Consider the following 19,173-nt stretch of genomic DNA (forward strand, 5'->3'; position numbering starts at 1 on the left):
TGGTTCCCCCTGTTGAACCCTTCGCCTAGCTGAGTATCGACCACACGACTCGGGCGATCTGTCTGGCAATCAAAGGCGGAACTGCATTTCCGACCTGTACAAATTGTTGAGTCCTATTGCCGAGGAAAACATAGTCGTCCGGGAACGACTGTAGCCGGGCAGCCTCTCTGACCGTGAGACTTCGGCACTGGCGAGGATCCCAATGGATGAACGCGTGACCATCTCTCGAAAGGTGGCTGGTCACCGTATTTGAAGGCTTGCCCTTGAGCTGAACGCGGAAGCGATCCGAGAACGAACCACTTTCCCAGTTCAAGTGATCAGGCGCGAGCTTCTTTGGGAAGTCACGGCTGGTCGGTGATCTGTCGTGCTCGCGCGCGAATGCCGCGCAGAAGAGGTAGCGCCCGAGGTCGGATTTCATGTGCCCCCGAGTCTCATGGTTGAGCACGGAGTGCTGCGAGTCGCTCTTGAGCTGCTTGACGTAAGGGTTGCTGTCCTGGGTGTACTTGATCGAGCCGCGCGGAAGCCCGCCGGATGGAACAATCGAGCTGAGCTTCTCGATCAGCTCTGGATGGGATTTGCCCAGAATCCGGACCAAGCGATCCCTCTCCGATTCCATGGCCTTCCGCCATTCTTCGGGATCGTCCTGTTTGCGGCTCAGTCCGCTTCTCAGCCTGGGAAGCCCCTCGAGGGCTTTCTTTACACTGACCGGCTCTGCGGCATTGAGGCCGGGCAAGTCCTCGATTCCATCGGGAAGAAGATCTTCCCGGACACCCATGATAATGACCCGGTGTCTCGCCTGTGGAATTCCGTGGTTCTCACACTTGATGATGAATGCAGACGGATCCTCCGCGACAAGTTCGCTGGTCCGCTTCTGATTCTCCTCAACGTGGATAGGAAGAAGCACATAGCGATACCCGTTCTTTCCCCCCTTCTTTTCCCTTTTCAGGGCTGTAGCAGGATCGGAGAGATCGCGCATGATTGCAGCGAACATCTCCTTGTTGCCAACCTTGGAAGTCAGGATTCCCTTGACGTTCTCCATGATGAAGACAGCGGGTGAGAACTCGTCAAGAAGACCCAGGTATTGCTTGTAGAGGAAATGCTTCTTGTCGCCCTTTGAGGAGAACCCCTCCACATGCCGCTGGCGAGCCCGGCCTACGACGGAGTAAGCCTGGCACGGGGGGCCTCCGATGAGGATCATCTTCTCGTACTGATCCTTGACCTCGTTGATCCGTGAATAGAGGGCCTGATTGTCCCGCTCTTCTCCCAGGGTGAGGTTGAGCGCTTCTCGCTCGGCTTCAGCCCACAGGTCGCTCCATCGACCGTGTCCGAAGTGTGTTGCCGGAGGAAGGGCGTCGCCCTTCGCAGTTTCATCCAGATAGTCGTAGTACTCTTGCGGGACCTGGCCTTCCTGCCGGATGAGAAGGCGATAGAAGGCCCTGAGACGGAGAGTCGAATGCGCAGACTTCTCCATTTCAGCGGATACCGCGAGTTCGAAGGGGTACTTGGCACCTTCTTCGGGCTTGAAGCTGCTGAACCCTTCGCCCAGGCCACCGGGGCCGGCAAAGATATCAATTACACCGATGGGCTTACGTACTGCGGTCAAGACGGAGTCTCTGCTAGATGGTTGATGTGATGAGCCCGGCTGTTCGGTCAGCACTGATGTCGAGAATCAGGGCTAGGAACACTAAGCCGGAGGTCACTGTCCGAAGGCAACTTTGGGCGCGTGGGTTCCGCTTTCGACTTCATGCGAAGGGCCTCGCAGGAAAGCCTGACCTTGTGCTTCCAAAATGGAAGGCCGCGGTGTTCGTACACGGATGCTTCTGGCATCGCCATGAGGGTTGCCCTCTCTTCAGACTGCCGAAGACACGAGCAGACTTCTGGGATGCAAAACTCTCCGCCAATCGACAGCGCGACCTGGCGGTAGTCAGGTCGCTTCTGGACATGAGCTGGCGCGTGGCAGTTGTATGGGAGTGCGCTATCCGACTCGACTCCAGTGCCGCGAGTGATTGCCTTTCTGAATGGATATCCAGTGGCCGAAAGGGAATAGAGATCCGGGCCAGCGACGGCACAGTAATCTGTGGAGACTTGGATGGTGGTCAATCGTGAAAAATCCATCTGTCTACGATCATTCCCTTGTTCATTTTCGCGTTCAAAAAGGGCGCCGCTCCTGATCCAGGATGTCGGCCCCAATCTGTCTGCGGCAGGGTTCAGTGCTCCACTCTGAATGCCTGAGCCGCGCCCCCCGACGCATGACGGGATCATACCAGGGTAGAAGCCCCTGTCGCTGATTCTTTAGTCGCGCCGGGTGCCCATAGGAGCAATTGCCTAATGCCTGAGCCGCTGGAGTCAGCCGCTGAGCCGCTTGGCGTCGACACACTCATGCCGCCGAACTTGCTGCGCCACAGATAGTACGAAGCCTCGCTGAAGCCTTGCTGGCGGCACAGGACTTGATGGCCATGCGCGCCTCAACTTCGCGCAGGAAGCCGATGATCTGTTCCTCGGAAAGGCGTTCTTCACGTCCAATCTCCCTGTCATTGAGGATTGGACTCCAAATTGTTGCGCTACTCAAACTCGGGCGCGTCGGCCCTTGCAATCATCGTGGCCGGTAGCACTAGCAGCGGCAGCAGTGCTTACCGGTTCCCTCTTCACTGGCATCAGCGTAATAGCAGTAGTCAGCGTCGGCGATCCTGCCTTCTTCCCGAAGCACAAGCGCTCTTCCGCTGACACCAGCTTCATGCTGCATGGCAGCCGCGGCCCCGTCCTGGCGACTACATGGCCTGTGGCTGCACCCACCCTCCCGCCCTGCTACCATTCCCCCGCAAACCCAGCCAGCCCACCCAGCGCAGACAGATGCGGGGCCGGCCGTCAAATGTACGGCCCAGCGAGCCAGGACACCCTCCCGTGCCCCTTCAAGGAAGCTCGCATGTACCGCAATTCCGTAATCCGCTCGGCCGCTCTGGCCTTCGCCATCTCCCTGAGCCTTGGCGCGCCGTCCGCGTTCGCCGCTGATCAGACCACCGCATCCGCCAGCACCACCGCCGTCCAGCGCAAGGCCGTCGCCCAAGGCCTCTATGAGCTGGCCTTCAGCCCCAAGCAGAACGCCGTGTTCGTCGCCTCCTCGGGCGGCTTCGGCGACGCCGCCGGTCCGTCCCAGGTGCTGCGCCTGAACCCGGAAACCCTGGCCGTCGAAACCGCCATCCCGCTTGAGCGCAAGGCGTTCGGCGTAGTGCTGGACGATGCCAACGACCGGCTGTACGTCGGCAACACCGTCGATACCTCGATCACCGTGGTCGACACTGCCACCAACAAACCGGTCGGCATCGTGCAGTTGATGGAAAAAAAGGTCGGCAAGGATGGCAAGGCCGCCTACACCCACGATCTGCGCGAGCTGGTCGTCGATGGCGCCAACAACCGCCTGTACGTCACCGGTCATTCGGGTGAGGGCAGCGTGCTGTTCGTGGTGGATACGCAGTCGCTGAAGGTCATCAACACCATTCCGGGCCTGGGCAACGCCAAGGCACCGGGCCTGGCGCTGGATGCCAAGGCCAAGCGCGTTTACACTTCCAACCTGCTGGCCGAGGTCGTCACCGTCGGTACCGACACCGGCAAGGTTGAGCAGCGCTTCAAGGTCAGTGCCGAGCAGCCGATGAACATTGCGCTGGATCCGGCCGGCAAGCGCCTGTTCGTGACCGACCAGGGCTCGGAGATGATCCGCAAGTACCAGGCCAGCAGCTCGGGCTTCGAATCCAAGCACCCGGGCCAGCGCGTGCTGGTGCTGGACCGCACCACCGGCAAGGAACTGGCCAGCATCCCGACCGACGCCGGCCCGCTGGGCATCCTGCTGGACGCACCGCGCAAGCGCCTGTACGTGACCAACCGCGATGGTGGCACCGTCACCGCATACAACAGCGACACCTACAAGCAGGTGGCCACATACGCGGTGCCGACGCACCCGAACAGCCTGGCGCTGGATGCGAAGAAGAACGTGCTGTACGTGACCGTCAAGAACGGTGACAGCGAGCCGAAGGGCAGCGAAGAATCTGTTGCGCGGATTGCGCTGTAACGCGTTGTAGCTGGACCAAGGGCCGGCCGCCTCGCGCGGCCGGTCCTGTATTCGCTGCGTCGGAAGCTCTATTCCCGCGCGCCGTGATGCGAGACTGGCGCAAAGCCCTCGGCGTCGGCCCCAATCGTCATCAAATATCCCGCTTCCGCCGCACGTAATATCCCCGCCCCTCCCCAAACACCACACTCAACGCTTCCACCTTCCCGAACGCATCCCGATGGAACTCTATCTCCAGCCCATCGATATCTGGTGACACAAACCGATTCGGCGACACTGGCAGCACGCGCCCATCGCGTTTCGTTCCAGCCACACCCACGCGCACCTCCCCACCAGCCACCTTCACCTCCAACGCCGGGATGTCGAAGATGTCGGCCAACGCACCGCGCTGCGCCATCGGCACGCGCTCGTCCTGCTCGAACACCCCGGCATAGTCCGCATACCGCGGCTCACGAAGGTCCAGCGCAACCGTGCGCACGGCAGGATTCACGCCACGCCCGATCGCATCCGACAGTGCATTGCGGATCTCCGTCGCCAGCGCGGCGCCATTCTCACCATTGGTAAGAATCACAAAGCCATCGCCCGTCTCCAGATACCCCTCGATCCACGCCCGGTAACTGTCGTTGGAGCCGCCATGGTGGAAGATCCGGGTCTGCCCGGCACCGTCCAGACGCGGGCCAAGGCCGTGCCAGCTTGGCGACACCTCGGTCATCATGTCGGTCGCAATGGGCCGCGGCAGGAAGTCGCCCTGGCCACGGTAGCTGGCCGTGAGGGCAACAACGAACGCGGCCAGGTCGTTGGCGCTGGTCCACAGGCCCGAGGCGCCCTGTTCGGGGAAGGACTGCCAGCCGCGCGGCAGGGCGGTGGGCTTGCCGTCGCCGTCATGCGCTTTGGCAATGTTGTCGGTGTTGGTGGGCGGATCGGTGAAACGACTGCGCTGCATATGCAGTGGCTCGAAGACCTGCCTGCGTGCGAGCGTGTCCAGCGGCTGGCCGGTCACGTCTTCGAGCACAAGCTGTTCCACCATCACGCCGCCGCCAGAGTAATCGCCCCGTTCGCCGGGTGTATGGATCAGACGTACGGGTTTGTTCTTGGCCGGGGCGATGCCGTCCAGTGTCTGCAGCAAGGTGGGCAGCGGCTCGCCGGGCAGGTAGTCGGCGAAACCATGGACGCCGAGCCCGGCGGTGTGCGACATCAACATGCGCAGGGTCAGCTGCGGTGCCGGCACCGACGGGGTAGCCGGGACTTTCCAGCTGCGCAGGTAGGTGGCGATGTCCCGGTCCAGCGCGAGGGTGCCGTCGGCGACCAATCGCAGTGAGGTGGCGGCCGTAACCACCTTGCTGACCGAGCCGACCGAGAACAGCGTGTCGGCATTCACGGCAGCCTGCGTGCCCGCCTCGCGCGTACCGTAGCCGGCGCTGTGCACGAGCTTGCCGTCGCGCAGAACGGCGATCGCAACGCCCGGGACATGGTGCTGGGTCATGCGTTCCTGCAGCGACCAGTGCGGCAGCCCGGTATCGGCCGGCACCACGGTGGGGCGCAGGCCGGAGGCGAGCGCCGTGCGAATCGTCGCGTCTTCGGGGTCCGCCGCCGCGCCGGGGCCGGCAAGCAGCAGTAGCAGCGCGGCACACAATGACGCGCGCAGCAGGCCGTACTGAGCGCGGTGGAATCGCAATGGTGTGGATGCCTGCGGAGTGGATGCGTAAGCCATGCGATACCTCATGAGGGGCGATGCGCGAAAGACAGGCGTGCGCGTGCACGCCGCAGTGAGGGGCGATACGGTGCAGCGAAAGAGGGGATGGCGTGGCGGGCGATGGCGGCGGAGGCCATCGCACCGATCAGCGTCACCCGTGGGGAGTGCGGCCGGTCAGCGTCTGCCGGCGACCGCACCACGCTGGATGAGGTAGTCACGGACGCGATCGTTGCGTGCCTGGTTCAGCGGCGAGCGCCACTGCCCGAAATCGGCCACCACGCCGAGGTTGACGTCGGCACCGTGCTCGACCAGATAGGCCACGGTGTCGACGTCACCGGAGCGGGCGGCATTGATCAGCGGGGTTTCGTCGTAGGCGACGATGCGGTTGACGTCGGCCCCGGCGCCGACCAGACGCTCCACTACCGGCAGATGACCGCGACGTGCCGCCGCGATCAGTGGATTGCCATCGCCGCGCGAGGCCAGGTCGGGCTGCGCGCCGAGCACGAGCAGGGCGTCGACCATCGCCAGTTCGCCTTGCTTGGCGGCGATGATCAGCGCGGTGCCGTCGCCACTGACCTGCGTGTCCACGGCAACCCCCGTCTTGACCAGCTGCTGCACGCGGGAGATGTCGCCGTTGCTGGCCGCGCTGAGCAGCTGCTCGGCGTGCGGCGAGACGGTACGCGACGTAGTGGCGGTTTCGTTCTCTGCAACGATGATCGCTTTGCCCAACCGCGGCGTAGCGGCCACGGTGACACCAACATGCGCGACCAGCGCAACCGCACACAGTGCGCCCCAGCCGAAGCGCGTTGTCCAGCGGGTTGAGCGCGTGTCCAGGCGCAGCAGCCCATCGATGCGCTGGCTCAAGCCACTGCGGGTGGCGGACATGCCGACGGCCAGTGGCGCGCTGTGCCCGCGCTGCGTCATCAGTCCGGCGATACCGGCCAGCAGGGAATCGGCATAGCCGCGGCCACTGCCGGTGCGCAGGGCCGCCTGCTCATCGCAAGCCATCTCGCGGGCGAGATCCAGCCGACGGCCCAGCAGGTGCAGGAACGGGCTCCACCAGTACACGGCGAGCAGTGCACGCTGGGCAGCGGTGATCCACAGATCATGCCGACGGATATGCGCGGCTTCATGCAGCAGCAGATCACGCAGCGCGGCCGGGGGCAGGGTGGATGCCATCGTGGTCGGCACCAGAATGCGCGGCGACCACAGGCCAACCACCATCGGCCCCGGGGCGATATCGGACAGTGCAACGCTGGCACCCGCAGGCAGTTCTCCACCCAGCAGCGCTTCGTGCTGGGGCGAATGCCGCGCGCTGCGATGCAGGCGACGCGCTTGCCATGCGCCTTGGCCCAGGCGGGTCAGGCCCCAGAGCGTGCCGAGCAACCAGATCAGTACGGCGCCGTGCAGCAGGGTCGGCGTGGTGGAGGCGGGGATCGTGTTGGTGATGCCGTCCACTTTCTGCGCGACAACCGGCACTGGAGCCTCAGTCGCTAAGGGCAGTACGGCCTGCTGCGCGACCTCAACAGTCGTCGGCGCCGCGCGAGGCAGCAGGACCAACAGCGGTGATGCCGCAGCCAGCACAAAGGCCAGGCAGAGTGCCCAGGAGCGAGCTTCTGCATTGATCCGGCTGCGCCCCACTACAAGGGCAGCCAGCGCGAACAACAAGGCGCTCTGCCAGAGGTGTTGCACGGCCATCGTTGCCAGGGCTTGGGTCCAATGCACGGTCATTTGGGCGTCCTCGAAGGAGATGCGTCGTCCACGCGCTGCTGCAGCGCTTTGAGCTCGTCAGCGTCCATGTCGTGCTCATCGATCAGGTGCTGGGCCAGCACACTGGGCGAATCGTTGAAGAAGGACTTGAGCAGATTCTCCAGCGCCTGCTTGCGCGCGTCGCTGCGGGTGATCGCGGCGCTGTAGATGAAGGCGCGACCCTCGCTGCGATGGTGGACCAGGCCCTTCTTGTCCAGCACCTTGAACATGGTCAGCACGGTCGTATAGGCGACCGGCTTCTTCCTGGACAGCTCATCGGTGACCTCACGCACGGACGCCTCCTTCTTCTTCCAGAGCACCTCCAGAATGCGGCGTTCGGCGTCGGTCAGGGCAGGCGATACGGGGCGGGCCATGGCTATCTACTGGTTCGTTAGTTGATGCCCGCATCGTGCGCCCGACGGATCGGGCATGTCAACTATGTAATTAGTAATGGCTGGCCTGCGCGGCGAACCATGGCTCCGCCGGCCACGTCGCCGGCAAGCATCTATGGGGTGTCATGGCCACGCAACAGCGCGCAGCTGGCACAGCACTCGCTCTCCGGCCTCTGCCGCAGAGCAGCGCGCAATGCCGCATGGGCTGCAGGATGCGCACCCAGGCCATGCAACAACAACGTAAGTGCCAGCCCACAGCATGCGTTTCCGGACGCGCTGGGTTCCACACGATGCGCAGCCTCCGGCGTGATCTCATGACAATCCATGTACCGGCTCCCAGCGTCGACGATGCCCCATGGCAACTATCGTCCGCTGCCGTCTCAGATGCTGAGATCGTGGCCGAGTGATGCCAGCATCGCGCCCCTGAACGCCCCGGCAGGTATCAGTCAGCCCTGTGCACGGCACGTCAGCGACATCGCGCTTTCTTTCACGGCTCACCCAACCTCCTCTCCCTAGGATCGAACTTCATTCCCCATCGCTCCAAGGAGTTCCCATGGCTGCTTCCCGCGTTCGCCTGCACGTTGAAGATTCCGGTGGTACTGGCCGTCCGGTGGTGCTGATCCACGGCTGGCCGCTGTCGGCCGAATCGTGGAAGGCCCAGGTCCCCGCGCTGCGCGAGGCGGGCTACCGCGTGGTGGCCTACGACCGCCGTGGCTTCGGGCGTTCGGACAAGCCGGCCGACGGCTATGAGTACGACACGCTCGCCGATGATCTGGCCGGTGTGCTTGAGGATCTGGATCTGAAGGACGCCACCCTGGTCGGCTTCTCCATGGGCGGTGGTGAAGTGGCGCGCTATCTCGCCAAGCACGGCGAATCGCGCCTGCACAGCGTGGTGTTCGCCTCGGCGGTGCCGCCCTACATGCTCAAGACCAGCGACAACCCCGAGGGCCCGCTGACCCAGGAAAAGGCCGATGAAATGCGCGAAGGCCTGGAGAAGGACCGTGACACCTTCTTCGATGGCTTCACCAAGGATTTCTTCAGCGCCAACGGCGAGCTCAAGGTCAGCGAGGAAGAGCGCCAGGCGGCCATCAAGCTGTGCCAGCAGTCCGATCAGACCGCGGCGCTGGGCTGCATGAAGGCCTTCGGCACGACCGATTTCCGCGGCGACCTCAAGAAGGTCACGGTGCCGACCCTGGTGCTGCATGGTGACAGCGATGGCACGGTCCCGTTCGAGGGCTCGGGCAAGCGCACCCATGCGGCCATCGCGGGCAGTGAGGTGGTGGTGCTAAAGGACGCGCCGCACGGCTGCAATGCCAGCCATGCCGATGCGTTCAACAACGCACTGTTGGACTTCCTGAAGAAGTAAGTTACAGCTCGTTCGCAGATCGCGCCCGGCACGTTGCGATGACGTGTCGGGCGTTCTTGTACGCTGTATCGGCCAAGCGAGAATGCAGCGCTACGCCACACGAGACCACCCATGCGCCAGTCCCAGATACCGCCCTGGAAGAAGCCCAGTCCCAACGGGAAGAAGAAGTCGCAGCCGCTCTCCGAGGCGCAGAAGGATGCGGCCCGTCAGCGCGCCGAGGAAAACGGGCGGCGCTATCCCAATCTGGTCGACAACATGTGGGCGGCCAAACTGCCACGCGGCAGTTGATGGCTCTCGCCTCTGCTGCCGCTACTATGACGATGGATAGCTTCACACGATCATTGAGCGGCACGCCGGCCATGCTATCTGCGCCAATCGTCAGTGTTGGAGAATGTTGTGTCGAGCACGTCTGCCCATTCTCGTTGTGATAGAGCTGACTAATAGGCGACGACCCGTCCCCGGTCGGTGGCGCATCCCCAAGGTATACACCCAACTGCCTCTGTGGGAACAGTAGTGGGGACATGAATGATGCAATTCACCCAAGGTGCGAAGCTTCCGGTCGTACCCGCCGAGTAATATCGAGAGACTCTGTAGACGCAACGCCTGTTGTCGACGCCAATCAGGGCCTCCGCGTTGCCGGCGCGGGTTGTACGAAAACGAACACTACCGTGCGCGCGGAAGTTCTCACCCACTCCCACGTTCCCAGAAGGCGCGTAGGCGAACACGTAGTCAGCTGAGCGGTCGCCATGCAAGAGCGTTCCCACCGACGATGATTTCGACCCTGGATCCTGCTCCAGTCGGGGCACGGGTAGATCTCCGTCGCCCTCTTGTTCGCATGACCAACCTCCAATCGCATCGGGGCCGCTTAATATGCCTTCGCCTTGGCCCGCCGTCATTCCATCCTGCTCACATAGTGCGTGGTGATACAGCTGGGTTGCGAGCGACTGTTCTGAGAAGAAATAGGAGAGCGAGTCATCCGGGTTGGGCCGAAGTTTCTGCTCGACCAGGAGTAAACCTCCATCCAAATCAGACCATTGTGCGGTGCGCACGATGCGCTTGGTGCCGTCGCGCTCTTGGGTGTGTTCATCACGATAGGCGGCGGGCGGGGGCGTGACCGGCATCGCGGCTGCTGCGGAGAGTAGAAGAATGAACATGGGCATCGGCGTTCTCTGGTGAACGAGCTCAGCTCGGTCGGATCATGCTGCCCACTATCATTTTCTTGAACTGTGCGCTGCTCTACGCATCAGCCAGACGCAACGCACTAAGACCTATCTATTGTTTCTGTTGTAAAGAGAATCCCAATCTGGTCGACAACATGTGGGCGGCCAAACTGCCACGCGGCAGTTGACCGGCCGCTTGCTCAGCGCTTGACCGCGAGCACCCCATCCATCGCCAGCTCGGCCTTGAAGCCTGCCTTTTCCAGACGCTTGGCGACCTCGCGCGGCACATCGCGCCCGCTGGTCAGTTTGTTCGGCGAACCGGTGTAATGGAACACCCGGCCGCCCTTGCGGATGACGCGCGCGAGCTGGTCATAGAACACCTGTGAATACAGTTCGCCGGCGATGCCGAAACGCGGCGGATCGTGCAGGATCGCGTCGACCGAGGCGGTCTCAAGCGTTTCGATCTCCTGCGACACATCCCCCTGGCTCAGCGCCAGCCGACCGGCGCTGCTTTCCGCGTCCGGATCGGGCGACCACGGATTGAGCGTGCGCAGCCACAGCACATCCGGATTCTTCTCGAACGAGCGGATACGGGTCACCCCACCTTCCAGGCAGCACGCCGCGAAGTAGCCCAGGCCGCCACAGGTATCCAGAACGGTCTTGCCGGCCGGTGCGATCAACGCGACCTTGCGGCGGGCATCCTCGAACGGGGAGACCTGCGCGCTGGGCAGCATCTTGATGCCGTCGATCTCGAAGGTCGGCGCGTCCCAGTCGGTCGGCACCAGCTTGATCAGCGCCGAGCCGAAGCGCGAGATCGCCAGGAATTCCTCGCCGTCCCAGTAGTACAGGGTGCGGTCCTTGGTCTTGCCGGGATAGGCGTAGGTCTCACCCTTCCACTGCCAGTGGTCGGCCGCCAGCGTGGCGGTGCCGGTGGAGCGGCCGAGGTCGAGCGAGCCGGTCCATTCCCCGGTGCCGGCATCGCGGGCGCGGGTCAGGCTCTCGGCGAGCGGGCGGGTCAGCAGGGGGCCGGTGTAATGGGGCACGGGATCTCAGGCCGCGGCGCGAGCGCCAGACGGTATGGCAGTCAGGGGTGGGCATCGTACCTGAGAAGCCACTGGCCGGCCGTCATGCGGCCCGTTCATGACGGGAGCCCGACCCTTGGATGCGCTGCGCTCCGAGGTGCTCACAGGGAGTGCACTGATCGTGGCTCGGCCTGGCGCTTTGGATACTTGGGCCATGTCCTACGACCACATCCTCTGGCCGACCGGCACCGCCTACTTCTTCAGCGCGCACCTGCGCGATCGCAGCAGCAGCCTGCTGGTGGAACAGGCGCAGACCCTGCGATTGGCGTTCCGGGTGGCGCAGCAGGCGCGGCCGTTCCGGATCAACGCGATCGTGGTGCTGCCGGACCATCTGCACGGGGTGTGGACGCTGCCGGAGGGCGATGAGGAAGGCCATCGGCGCTGGGCGCAGATCCAGGCGATCTTTGACCGCCAGTTGCCGATGGCCGAGCCGCGGCTGCAGCTCCGGCGTGATCGCAGCCTGCGGCCGCTCTGGCACAACGGCTTTCGCGAGCATCGGATCGTCGACGCCGAAGACCTGCAGCGGCATGTGGCGTATGTGCACCACAACCCGGTCAAGCACGGGCATGTGCGTGATGCGACGCAATGGCCATACAGCTCGATCCATCGCGGCCGCCGCGAGCCGGAAGAGGGCGGCTGACGGTTGGGAGTGGGGGTTTGCCCGCGGAAGTGTGCGGCAGGCGATATCGGGGGATGAGGGTGGCGGACCGGGCTACTGGTGCGGGCATGCGGTGGGCCGCAGCCAACATCAGTGGCCCGGTAGGCGGTCGCGACGCACGTTGGCGATCAGGGGCACTTCACCGCGAACACCGGCCCGGCGCCGATCAGGACCAGCGCCATGTAGTCGCTGTCCTTGGCTTTGCCCTTGAGCGTGGCCCCCGGGTTGAACTTGAAGATGCCGAAGCCGCCACCGGGGCGCACCAGGGCCTTGTTGATCTGGTCGGCATCGTCGCGGAAGAACTGGGCGATCTCTGCGCGGCTGGATTCCTGCAGCGGCGTGGCGTCGCGCTGCCATTGCTCATCGCGGTTGAAGGACACGTAGTACTGGCCCTGCTGCTGCTCGATACGGAACTCGGCGGGCTTGCGTGCGTGGGTGGAGAAGCAGCCGAGCATCGGATCGGAGGAGAACACGCCGGCGCTGTTGTCCTTGCCGCAGCCGGTCAGCAGGAGCGGGGACAGGAGGAGAAGGCTGGGCAACAGGCGCATGGCGGATCCTGGCGACGGGTGTTTCAGCATTGTCCAACACCGCATGAAAAGATGCCGTCTGTGTGCGTCGCGGGCGATGGTGTACGGTGATGCGATTCTCAGGAGACACCCCGTGCCGCCCGATTCTCCGCAAGTGCCGCGCTCACCGTCGACGGTGCCGATCTCGGCTCAGCGACTGCCGCTGCTCGGCCTGGTCAGCTTCCTGGGCCTCCCCGTCGGGGCCGCCGCCGCCCACATCGCCACCGCCGCCAACCACGGTGTCACCGCCGGCGCCAGCACCACAGGCGTCTCCATCGGCGTCCTCGCGTCAGCGGCCGTGGGCCTGATTGCCACGGTGGGCTCGCGCGTGCGTCAGGAACGCTGGCCGTGGCTGGGCATCATCGGCGCGGTACTCAGCGCCGCGCCGCTGGTGCTGTTCCTGGTCGGGATGATGTTCAAGCACTGAGCCGAGCCGGCCGCTCAATGCCGGTGCCGCCGCCAGGCGTTCCACACATGCGTGCTGGCCAACAGCAGGCTGCCGACCACCGTCATCGGGGTCTCGGCCTCATGGCTCGGCCAGCCCATGGCGCCGGCCAGCAGCAACAGCAGCCCGACCAGCGCGGCGGCCATCGCCAGCACGGGCAGGCGATGCTGGCGGTGCGCGCGCCACAGCGCGAAGCCGGTCACCGGCGCGGCAATCGCCACGAACAGGGCATGCACCCACTCGGCCTCGGCCCACACGCCCATCAGCGGGAGCATCGCCGCGAGCAGCGGCAGGGCCAGGCAGTGCAGCAGGCATAGGCCGGACAGCGCGATGGCGCCGGCATCCAACAGGGCAGAGGATCGCTTCATGGGGCGTGGGGGTCTTGGTCTGTGAATGTTATATAGTAACATTTCAATTCCACTTCTGACCTGCTCCGCCATGACTGCCTCTGCTGCCCTTCGTGATTCCCGTCTGCCGGTGACGGTGCTGTCCGGCTTCCTCGGTGCCGGCAAGACCACCGTGCTCAATCAGCTGCTGCGCAATCGCGAGGGTCGCCGGGTGGCGGTGATCGTCAATGACATGAGTGAGATCAACGTCGATGCGCAGCTGGTCCGCGAGGGTGGCGCCGCACTCAGCCGCACCGAGGAGACGCTGGTGGAGTTCAGCAACGGCTGCATCTGCTGCACGCTGCGCGATGACCTGCTGCTCGAGGTGCGGCGGCTTGCGGCGGAGGGACGCTATGACTATCTGTTGATCGAATCGACCGGGATCGCCGAGCCGATGCCGGTCGCGGCGACCTTCTCGGTGCGCGATGAGGCCGGCTTCAGCCTCAGCGACATCGCGCGGCTGGATACGCTGGTGACGGTGGTCGATGGCGCGCAGTTCCTGCACGACTTCGGCTCCAGCGATCGCTTGATCGATCGTGGCCAGCAGGCGGGTGAGGAGGACGACCGTGGCGTGGTGAACCTGCTTGCCGAGCAGATCGAGTTCGCCAATGTGATCGTGGTGAGCAAGTGCGATCTGATCGATGACGACACGCTGCAGTCCACGCTGGCCGTGCTGCGCGCGATGAACCGCGATGCGCGGCTGGTGCTGTCCGAACACGGCAACGTGCCGCTGCATGAGGTGCTCGATACCGGCCGCTACGATTTCGTCAAAGCGCAGTTGGCACCGGGCTGGATGCAGGCGCTGCGTGGTCAGCACATGCCGGAGACCGAGGAATACGGCATCACCAGTTTCGTCTACCGCTCGCGCCGACCGTTCCATCCGCAGCGCTTTGCACGCTTGCTGGAAACCGGGCTGGGCAGCGTGATCCGCAGCAAGGGCTTCTTCTGGCTGGCCAACCGCATGGACTCGGTGGGCGAGCTCTCCAGTGTCGGTGCGGCCACGCAGACCTCGGTCGCGGGGGTCTGGTACGCCTCGCGCGAGCGCCTGGAGGCGGGCTTGGAGAACACCGTGCCCGAGCTGTCACCCACGCGCGTGCCCTACACGGATATCGGCTGGGCCCGCCAACAGACGGCGTGCTGGACCGCGCCGCTGCCCAGCGTGGAGCAGGTCGGCGATGCCGGTGAGTACCAGGCGATGCGCAGGCTGTGGCATCCCTGGTGGGGCGACCGCCGCCAGGAGCTGGCGGTGATCGGGGTGGCGATGGACGAGCACGCGGTGCGTGCCGAGCTGGATGCCTGCCTGCTCAATGATGAGGAACTGCGCGCTGGGCCGCTGTTGTGGCAGTTGCTGCCGGACGCTTTCCCGGCGTGGGCGCGCGCGTAGCCGCCGGCGCTACACCGGCGTCAGCTGCCAGCCCTGATCAGATGCGCGCAGGGTATGGCTCAAGCCGACCGCCTCCAGCAGCGCGTCATCGTGCGAGACGATCACCAGCGTGCCGCTGTACTGGCTGAGCATCTGCTCCAGCGCGGTCAGCGAGGGCAGGTCGAGGTGATTGGCGGGTTCGTCGAGCAGCAGCAGTTGCGGCGGCGTCTGTGCGTACAGCACCGATGCCAGCGCCGCCTTCAAGCGTTCGCCACCGCTGAGCGTGGCCAACGGCCGCAGGCTGCGCTCGGCATCCAGGCCGAGCAGGGCCAACTGCGTGCGCAGCGTGCCTTCGTCGGCCACCGGATGCGCGCGCTGCAGTAGTGACAGCGCTGATGCGTCATCGGGCAGCATCGTAAGGGACTGATCGAGCAGGGCGACGCTGGCCGAGACCTCGACATGCCCCAACACCGGCACCAACGTGCCGGCCAGCAGCCGCAGCAACGTGGATTTGCCGCTGCCGTTGCGGCCCTGCACGCCGATCCGCTGGCCGCGCTGCACGGTGAGATCCAGCGTGTTCCCGGGCGCCTGCACCCACGGCAGTTCGGCGGCGATGAGCTCGGCCACGCGCTGGGGCCCTGGCTGACGGATCACCGGGGCGAGCAGGGCGATTTCGATGTCCTGCTCCACCTCCCCGGCAGCCTCGCGCACGCGCGCATCCAGTTCGGTACGTCGCTCGCTCTGCTGTGTTTGCCAGCGGCCGGCGCTGTGCTCGCTGCGGTTCTTCATGCCACCGAGCAGGATCGGTGCCTGGTTGGCGGTGCGTGCATCGCGTGTGGCGCGCGCCTGCCGATGCTCCATGCGCTCACGCTGATCGCGCAGCTCGGTCTGCTGCTGGCGACGCTCGCGCTTGCGCAGGGCCAGCTCGGCCTCGGCACTGCGCCGCTCGTCCTGCTTCTGTTCGGCGTAGAGATCGTAGTTGCCGCCGTACTGGCGCAGCCCGCTTGGCGACAGTTCGACGATGCGCGTCATGTGCCGCAGCAGCGTGCGGTCGTGGCTGATCACGATCAGGCCGCCGTGCCAGCGCTGCAGCGCCTCGATCAAGCGTGCGCGGTGGGCGGCGTCGAGGTGGTTGCTGGGTTCATCCAGGATCAGCCCCTCGGCACCGGACAGGAACGCACCGGCCAGCGCGACCTGCATCGCCTGGCCACCACTGAGCGTGGCCGCCGGGCGTAGGGGATCCAGCGCGGGCAGCCCGAGCAGCTGCCACTGCGCCTGCAGCTGCTCGCGGAGGTCCCAGCGCTCACCCACGCGGGTGAAGTCGTCCGGATCCACGCTGCCGGCTTCGATACGGTGCAGGGCGTCGAGCACCGCGCCGACGCCGGCCAGATCGGCGATGCGGCCTTCAGGCACGCCGCTGTTCTGCGTGAGCAGGTGCACCGGCCCGCTGCGCAGGATGCGGCCGGCGGTGGGCGTCAGATCGCCGCTAAGCAGGTGCGCGAGCAGGCTTTTGCCCACGCCGTTGCGCCCGACCAGGCCGGTCGGGGTGCCGTCGAACGCGGCGGACAGTTCGGAAAACAGGACCCGGCCGTCGGGCAGGGTATGCGTCACGCGGTCGAGCGTGAGAGCGAATGCGGTCATGCGACCTCCATTGGATGCCAAGGACTCCCCTCCTGCGGAACAGGTGGGTGGAGACGGGCCGTCAGACGACGGCGGCATCAATGGCGCATGTAGGCCTACCTCGGCAACAAAGGCGGCTGGCTGCCGCGTGGCCAGTATAAAACCGCCCGGCGGCAGGGCGATGAACGCCGCCTGCTCAGCAGCTGACCCCGGTCAGCCGGGCGCTGATGAAATCGATGAAGACCCGCAGCTTGGGCAGCACATGGCGGCCGGAGGGCCACAGCAGGTAGAAGGTGCCGCAGGCATGGATGCGGTCGGCCATGACCCGTTGCAGGCGGCCGTCGGCCAGGGCCTCGCGCACCGAGTGCTCGGGGATATAGGCGATGCCGCGCCCGGCCAGCGCGAAGGCCAGCCGCGCTTCGATCGTATTGCTGACCATCGAGACCGGCAGTGCCAGCGGCGCGGCGCCCGGCGTCTGCGGCAGCGGCCACGGTTCCAGCTTGCCGCTGCTGGGGAAGCGGTAGTGCAGGCAGTCGTGGTGCTCCAGGTCCTCGGGCACACGTGGCGTGCCGCGCCGCGCCAGGTAATCAGGGGAGGCGACCAGATAGCGCGGGAACACGCCGAGCTGTCGCGCGCTCAGGCGCGAGTCGGTCGGCGCGCTGACCCGCAGCACGGCGTCGAAGCCTTCCTCGATCACATCCACCAGGCGGTCATCGAAATCCAGCTCCAGGCGGATGCCGGGATAAGCGGCCATGAACTCGGTGAGCAGCGGCAGCGAGATGTCGCCGACCAGCGGCAGGCTGACCCGCAGCACCCCCGTGGGCGCCTCGGTCTGCTGGACCAGCTCATCGCGGGCGGCGTCACGCTCATCGAGGATGCGCCGGCACCGGACCAGGAAGCGCTCGCCCTCGGCGGTGAGAGTGACGCTGCGGGTGCTGCGATGGAACAGCCGCACGCCGAGTGCCTGCTCCAGCCGCGATACCGTCTTGCCGGCCGCCGAGGCGGAGATGCCGAGCATGCGGCCGGTCTCGACGAAGCTGCGGGTGTCGGCGACCTGCACGAAGGTCTGCAGGTTGCCGAGGTTGTCCAAGGCTGACATGGGCGGTTGCACGGGGTGAAAGAGGCACTGTAACGGCCGGCAGGGCCTGCGGGGCGGGCGCCGGCGGCATTGGCCCGCAACACTGCGGTGCGCGGGTGACTGGTGCCGGCCGAAGACCTTGCGGGGAGGGCGCTTCACCGATTGCGGCCTCGCCGGTCCGGAATGTGCGGAGCGCCACCCGGCTGTTTCCCTGGCGGCTCACCGCCTACCGTGGCGCTCCCCCTTCTGCTGGTGCCCCCATGTCTTCCCTCCCGGACCTCCGCGAGCCCACGTCCTTCGATGCGGCACCCACCCAGGCGCGCCCATGAGCGGGCACGCGGTCGATTCCACCGCCCTCCCCCTGCCCAACGCCGCCAGCCGGTTGCCGTTCGGCGGGCTGCTGGCGCTGGCCTGCGCGGGCTTCATCACCATCCTCACCGAGGCGCTTCCGGCCGGCCTGCTCTCCCCGATGAGCGCCGATCTCGGCGTCAGCCGCGCGCTGGTCGGGCAGCTGGTCACGATCTACGCCCTGGGCTCGCTCGTCGCCGCATTGCCGATGACCGCGCTGACCCGCCGCTGGCCGCGCCGCCCGCTGCTGCTCACTGCGATCGCCGGCTTCGTGGTGGTCAACACCATCACCGCGATGACGCACCACTACGGCCTGATGCTGGTCGCGCGCTTCTGCGCGGGCATCAGCGCGGGCCTGCTGTGGTCGCTGGTGGCCGGCTATGCCAGCCGCATGGTGGTGCCGCAGCTGCAGGGCCGCGCGATCGCGGTGGCGATGGTCGGCACGCCGCTGGCACTGTCGCTCGGCATTCCGGCCGGCACCCTGCTCGGCCAGACCATTGGATGGCGCTGGGCGTTCGGGTTGATGTCGCTGCTCAGCGTCGGCCTGCTGGTGTGGGCGCGGCTGGTGCTGCCGCCCTTGCCGGCCCCGGGCGCGGCGGCGCAGCAGCCGCTGGGCAACGTACTGCGGCTGCGCGGCATGCGCACTGCGCTGCTGACGATGTTCCTGTACGTGCTGGCGCACAACGTGCTCTACACCTACATCGAACCGTTCGCGGCGCTGTCCGGCGCGGCGGCCTGGCTGGATCGCCTGCTGCTGGTGTTCGGCGTGGCCGCGCTGGTCGGCATCTGGATCACCGGGCTGCTGGTGGACCGCTGGCTGCGCGAACTGGTCATCGCCAGCACGCTGGCGTTTGCGTTGTCGGCCGTGGCGTTCGGGCTGTGGCCGGGCACACCGTGGGTGCTGCTGATCGGCACGGTGGTGTGGGGGGTGTCGTTCGGGGGCGTTGCCACCCAGTTCCAGACCGCGGTGGCACGTCGCGCCGATGAGGCCGGTGACATCGCGCAGTCGTTCGTGGTGACCGGCTGGAACCTGGCGATCGCGCTGGCCGGCATCGTCGGCGGGGTGATGCTGGAGACCGTGGGCGAGCGCTGGTTGCCGGCGGTCCTGCTGGTGCTGCTGTTGGCCACGTTGGTGGTGGTGCTGCGCCAGCCGCGTGCGTGGGCCCCGATCGCGCACTGAGCCGAGCCGCCGCACACGGCAAGGTGA

Annotated in this window: 18 protein-coding genes and 1 pseudogene; 8 read left to right on the forward strand and 11 right to left on the reverse strand. The window is 65.7% G+C overall.

Features of this window, described 5'->3' with window-relative positions; genetic code table 11:
• Window positions 1–25 precede the first annotated feature (25 nt).
• The gene (gene dcm, locus ABE472_RS13975) at window positions 26–1,603 is read right to left on the reverse strand and encodes a DNA (cytosine-5-)-methyltransferase (RefSeq protein WP_102788942.1); all 1,578 of its coding nucleotides are present in this window, start codon (window positions 1,601–1,603) and stop codon (window positions 26–28) included.
• A 29-nt stretch (window positions 1,604–1,632) separates the two neighbouring features.
• Here dcm and ABE472_RS13980 point away from each other — a divergent pair, with 29 nt between their 5' ends.
• On the forward strand, window positions 1,633–2,106 hold the full coding sequence (locus ABE472_RS13980) for a very short patch repair endonuclease (RefSeq protein ID WP_302476391.1): 474 nt from the start codon (window positions 1,633–1,635) through the stop codon (window positions 2,104–2,106).
• 266 nt (window positions 2,107–2,372) lie between these two features.
• Here the strand turns inward: ABE472_RS13980 and ABE472_RS13985 are convergent.
• Window positions 2,373–2,524 (reverse strand): annotated as a pseudogene (locus ABE472_RS13985) (transposase); the annotation flags it as partial.
• A 399-nt stretch (window positions 2,525–2,923) separates the two neighbouring features.
• Here ABE472_RS13985 and ABE472_RS13990 point away from each other — a divergent pair.
• Window positions 2,924–4,063: a YncE family protein gene (locus ABE472_RS13990; RefSeq protein ID WP_346466484.1), complete on the forward strand. Its 1,140-nt coding sequence runs from the start codon at window positions 2,924–2,926 to the stop codon at window positions 4,061–4,063.
• Window positions 4,064–4,193: 130 nt separating this feature from the next.
• Here the strand turns inward: ABE472_RS13990 and ABE472_RS13995 are convergent, their stop codons facing one another.
• The 3 genes from ABE472_RS13995 to ABE472_RS14005 form a co-directional block, all read right to left on the reverse strand.
• Complete coding sequence (locus tag ABE472_RS13995) at window positions 4,194–5,771, reverse strand: serine hydrolase domain-containing protein (RefSeq protein ID WP_346466485.1); 1,578 nt, start codon at window positions 5,769–5,771, stop codon at window positions 4,194–4,196.
• A 156-nt stretch (window positions 5,772–5,927) separates the two neighbouring features.
• Window positions 5,928–7,484, reverse strand: a complete 1,557-nt coding sequence (locus tag ABE472_RS14000; protein WP_346466486.1) for an ankyrin repeat domain-containing protein — start codon at window positions 7,482–7,484, stop codon at window positions 5,928–5,930.
• The gene (locus ABE472_RS14005) at window positions 7,481–7,876 is read right to left on the reverse strand and encodes a BlaI/MecI/CopY family transcriptional regulator (protein WP_259261678.1); all 396 of its coding nucleotides are present in this window, start codon (window positions 7,874–7,876) and stop codon (window positions 7,481–7,483) included. Before ABE472_RS14005 ends, ABE472_RS14000 begins: the two co-directional genes overlap by 4 nt.
• Before the next feature lie 571 nt (window positions 7,877–8,447).
• Between ABE472_RS14005 and ABE472_RS14010 the strand changes: the two genes are divergently transcribed.
• Both ABE472_RS14010 and ABE472_RS14015 read left to right on the forward strand, forming a co-directional pair.
• Window positions 8,448–9,260: an alpha/beta hydrolase gene (locus ABE472_RS14010; protein ID WP_346466487.1), complete on the forward strand. Its 813-nt coding sequence runs from the start codon at window positions 8,448–8,450 to the stop codon at window positions 9,258–9,260.
• Between the two features lie 111 nt (window positions 9,261–9,371).
• Window positions 9,372–9,548, forward strand: a complete 177-nt coding sequence (locus ABE472_RS14015) for a hypothetical protein (RefSeq protein WP_259261680.1) — start codon at window positions 9,372–9,374, stop codon at window positions 9,546–9,548.
• 149 nt (window positions 9,549–9,697) lie between these two features.
• On the opposite strand, the gene ABE472_RS14020 is transcribed toward ABE472_RS14015, so the two are convergent.
• Both ABE472_RS14020 and ABE472_RS14025 read right to left on the reverse strand, forming a co-directional pair.
• Window positions 9,698–10,420 carry a hypothetical protein gene (locus tag ABE472_RS14020; RefSeq protein ID WP_346466488.1) on the reverse strand — a complete coding sequence of 241 codons (723 nt, stop codon included), beginning with the start codon at window positions 10,418–10,420 and terminating at the stop codon, window positions 9,698–9,700.
• 200 nt (window positions 10,421–10,620) lie between these two features.
• The gene (locus ABE472_RS14025) at window positions 10,621–11,463 is read right to left on the reverse strand and encodes an MnmC family methyltransferase (protein WP_346466489.1); all 843 of its coding nucleotides are present in this window, start codon (window positions 11,461–11,463) and stop codon (window positions 10,621–10,623) included.
• A gap of 193 nt (window positions 11,464–11,656) precedes the next feature.
• Between ABE472_RS14025 and ABE472_RS14030 the strand changes: the two genes are divergently transcribed.
• The gene (locus ABE472_RS14030; RefSeq protein ID WP_346466490.1) at window positions 11,657–12,142 is read left to right on the forward strand and encodes a transposase; all 486 of its coding nucleotides are present in this window, start codon (window positions 11,657–11,659) and stop codon (window positions 12,140–12,142) included.
• Window positions 12,143–12,288: 146 nt separating this feature from the next.
• Here the strand turns inward: ABE472_RS14030 and ABE472_RS14035 are convergent, their stop codons facing one another.
• A complete protein-coding gene (locus ABE472_RS14035) occupies window positions 12,289–12,708 on the reverse strand; it encodes a hypothetical protein (protein ID WP_346466491.1) in 420 nt (139 codons plus the stop codon).
• Window positions 12,709–12,820: 112 nt separating this feature from the next.
• Between ABE472_RS14035 and ABE472_RS14040 the strand changes: the two genes are divergently transcribed.
• Window positions 12,821–13,153: a hypothetical protein gene (locus ABE472_RS14040; protein ID WP_346464048.1), complete on the forward strand. Its 333-nt coding sequence runs from the start codon at window positions 12,821–12,823 to the stop codon at window positions 13,151–13,153.
• Window positions 13,154–13,167: 14 nt separating this feature from the next.
• On the opposite strand, the gene ABE472_RS14045 is transcribed toward ABE472_RS14040, so the two are convergent.
• Window positions 13,168–13,539, reverse strand: a complete 372-nt coding sequence (locus ABE472_RS14045) for a MerC domain-containing protein (protein ID WP_121042376.1) — start codon at window positions 13,537–13,539, stop codon at window positions 13,168–13,170.
• A 70-nt stretch (window positions 13,540–13,609) separates the two neighbouring features.
• Between ABE472_RS14045 and ABE472_RS14050 the strand changes: the two genes are divergently transcribed.
• Window positions 13,610–14,941, forward strand: coding sequence for a GTP-binding protein (locus tag ABE472_RS14050; RefSeq protein ID WP_346466492.1), 1,332 nt, complete (start codon window positions 13,610–13,612; stop codon window positions 14,939–14,941).
• A 9-nt stretch (window positions 14,942–14,950) separates the two neighbouring features.
• Here ABE472_RS14050 and ABE472_RS14055 read toward each other — a convergent pair whose 3' ends face one another.
• Both ABE472_RS14055 and ABE472_RS14060 read right to left on the reverse strand, forming a co-directional pair.
• Window positions 14,951–16,561 carry an ABC-F family ATP-binding cassette domain-containing protein gene (locus tag ABE472_RS14055; RefSeq protein ID WP_346466493.1) on the reverse strand — a complete coding sequence of 537 codons (1,611 nt, stop codon included), beginning with the start codon at window positions 16,559–16,561 and terminating at the stop codon, window positions 14,951–14,953.
• Between the two features lie 175 nt (window positions 16,562–16,736).
• Window positions 16,737–17,639, reverse strand: coding sequence for a LysR family transcriptional regulator (locus tag ABE472_RS14060; RefSeq protein WP_346466495.1), 903 nt, complete (start codon window positions 17,637–17,639; stop codon window positions 16,737–16,739).
• Between the two features lie 304 nt (window positions 17,640–17,943).
• Here ABE472_RS14060 and ABE472_RS14065 point away from each other — a divergent pair, with 304 nt between their 5' ends.
• A complete protein-coding gene (locus tag ABE472_RS14065; RefSeq protein WP_346466496.1) occupies window positions 17,944–19,146 on the forward strand; it encodes an MFS transporter in 1,203 nt (400 codons plus the stop codon).
• Window positions 19,147–19,173: the final 27 nt, after the last annotated feature.

The sequence above is a fragment of the Stenotrophomonas sp. TWI809 genome, from assembly GCF_039673205.1.
Taxonomy (GTDB): Bacteria; Pseudomonadota; Gammaproteobacteria; order Xanthomonadales; family Xanthomonadaceae; genus Stenotrophomonas.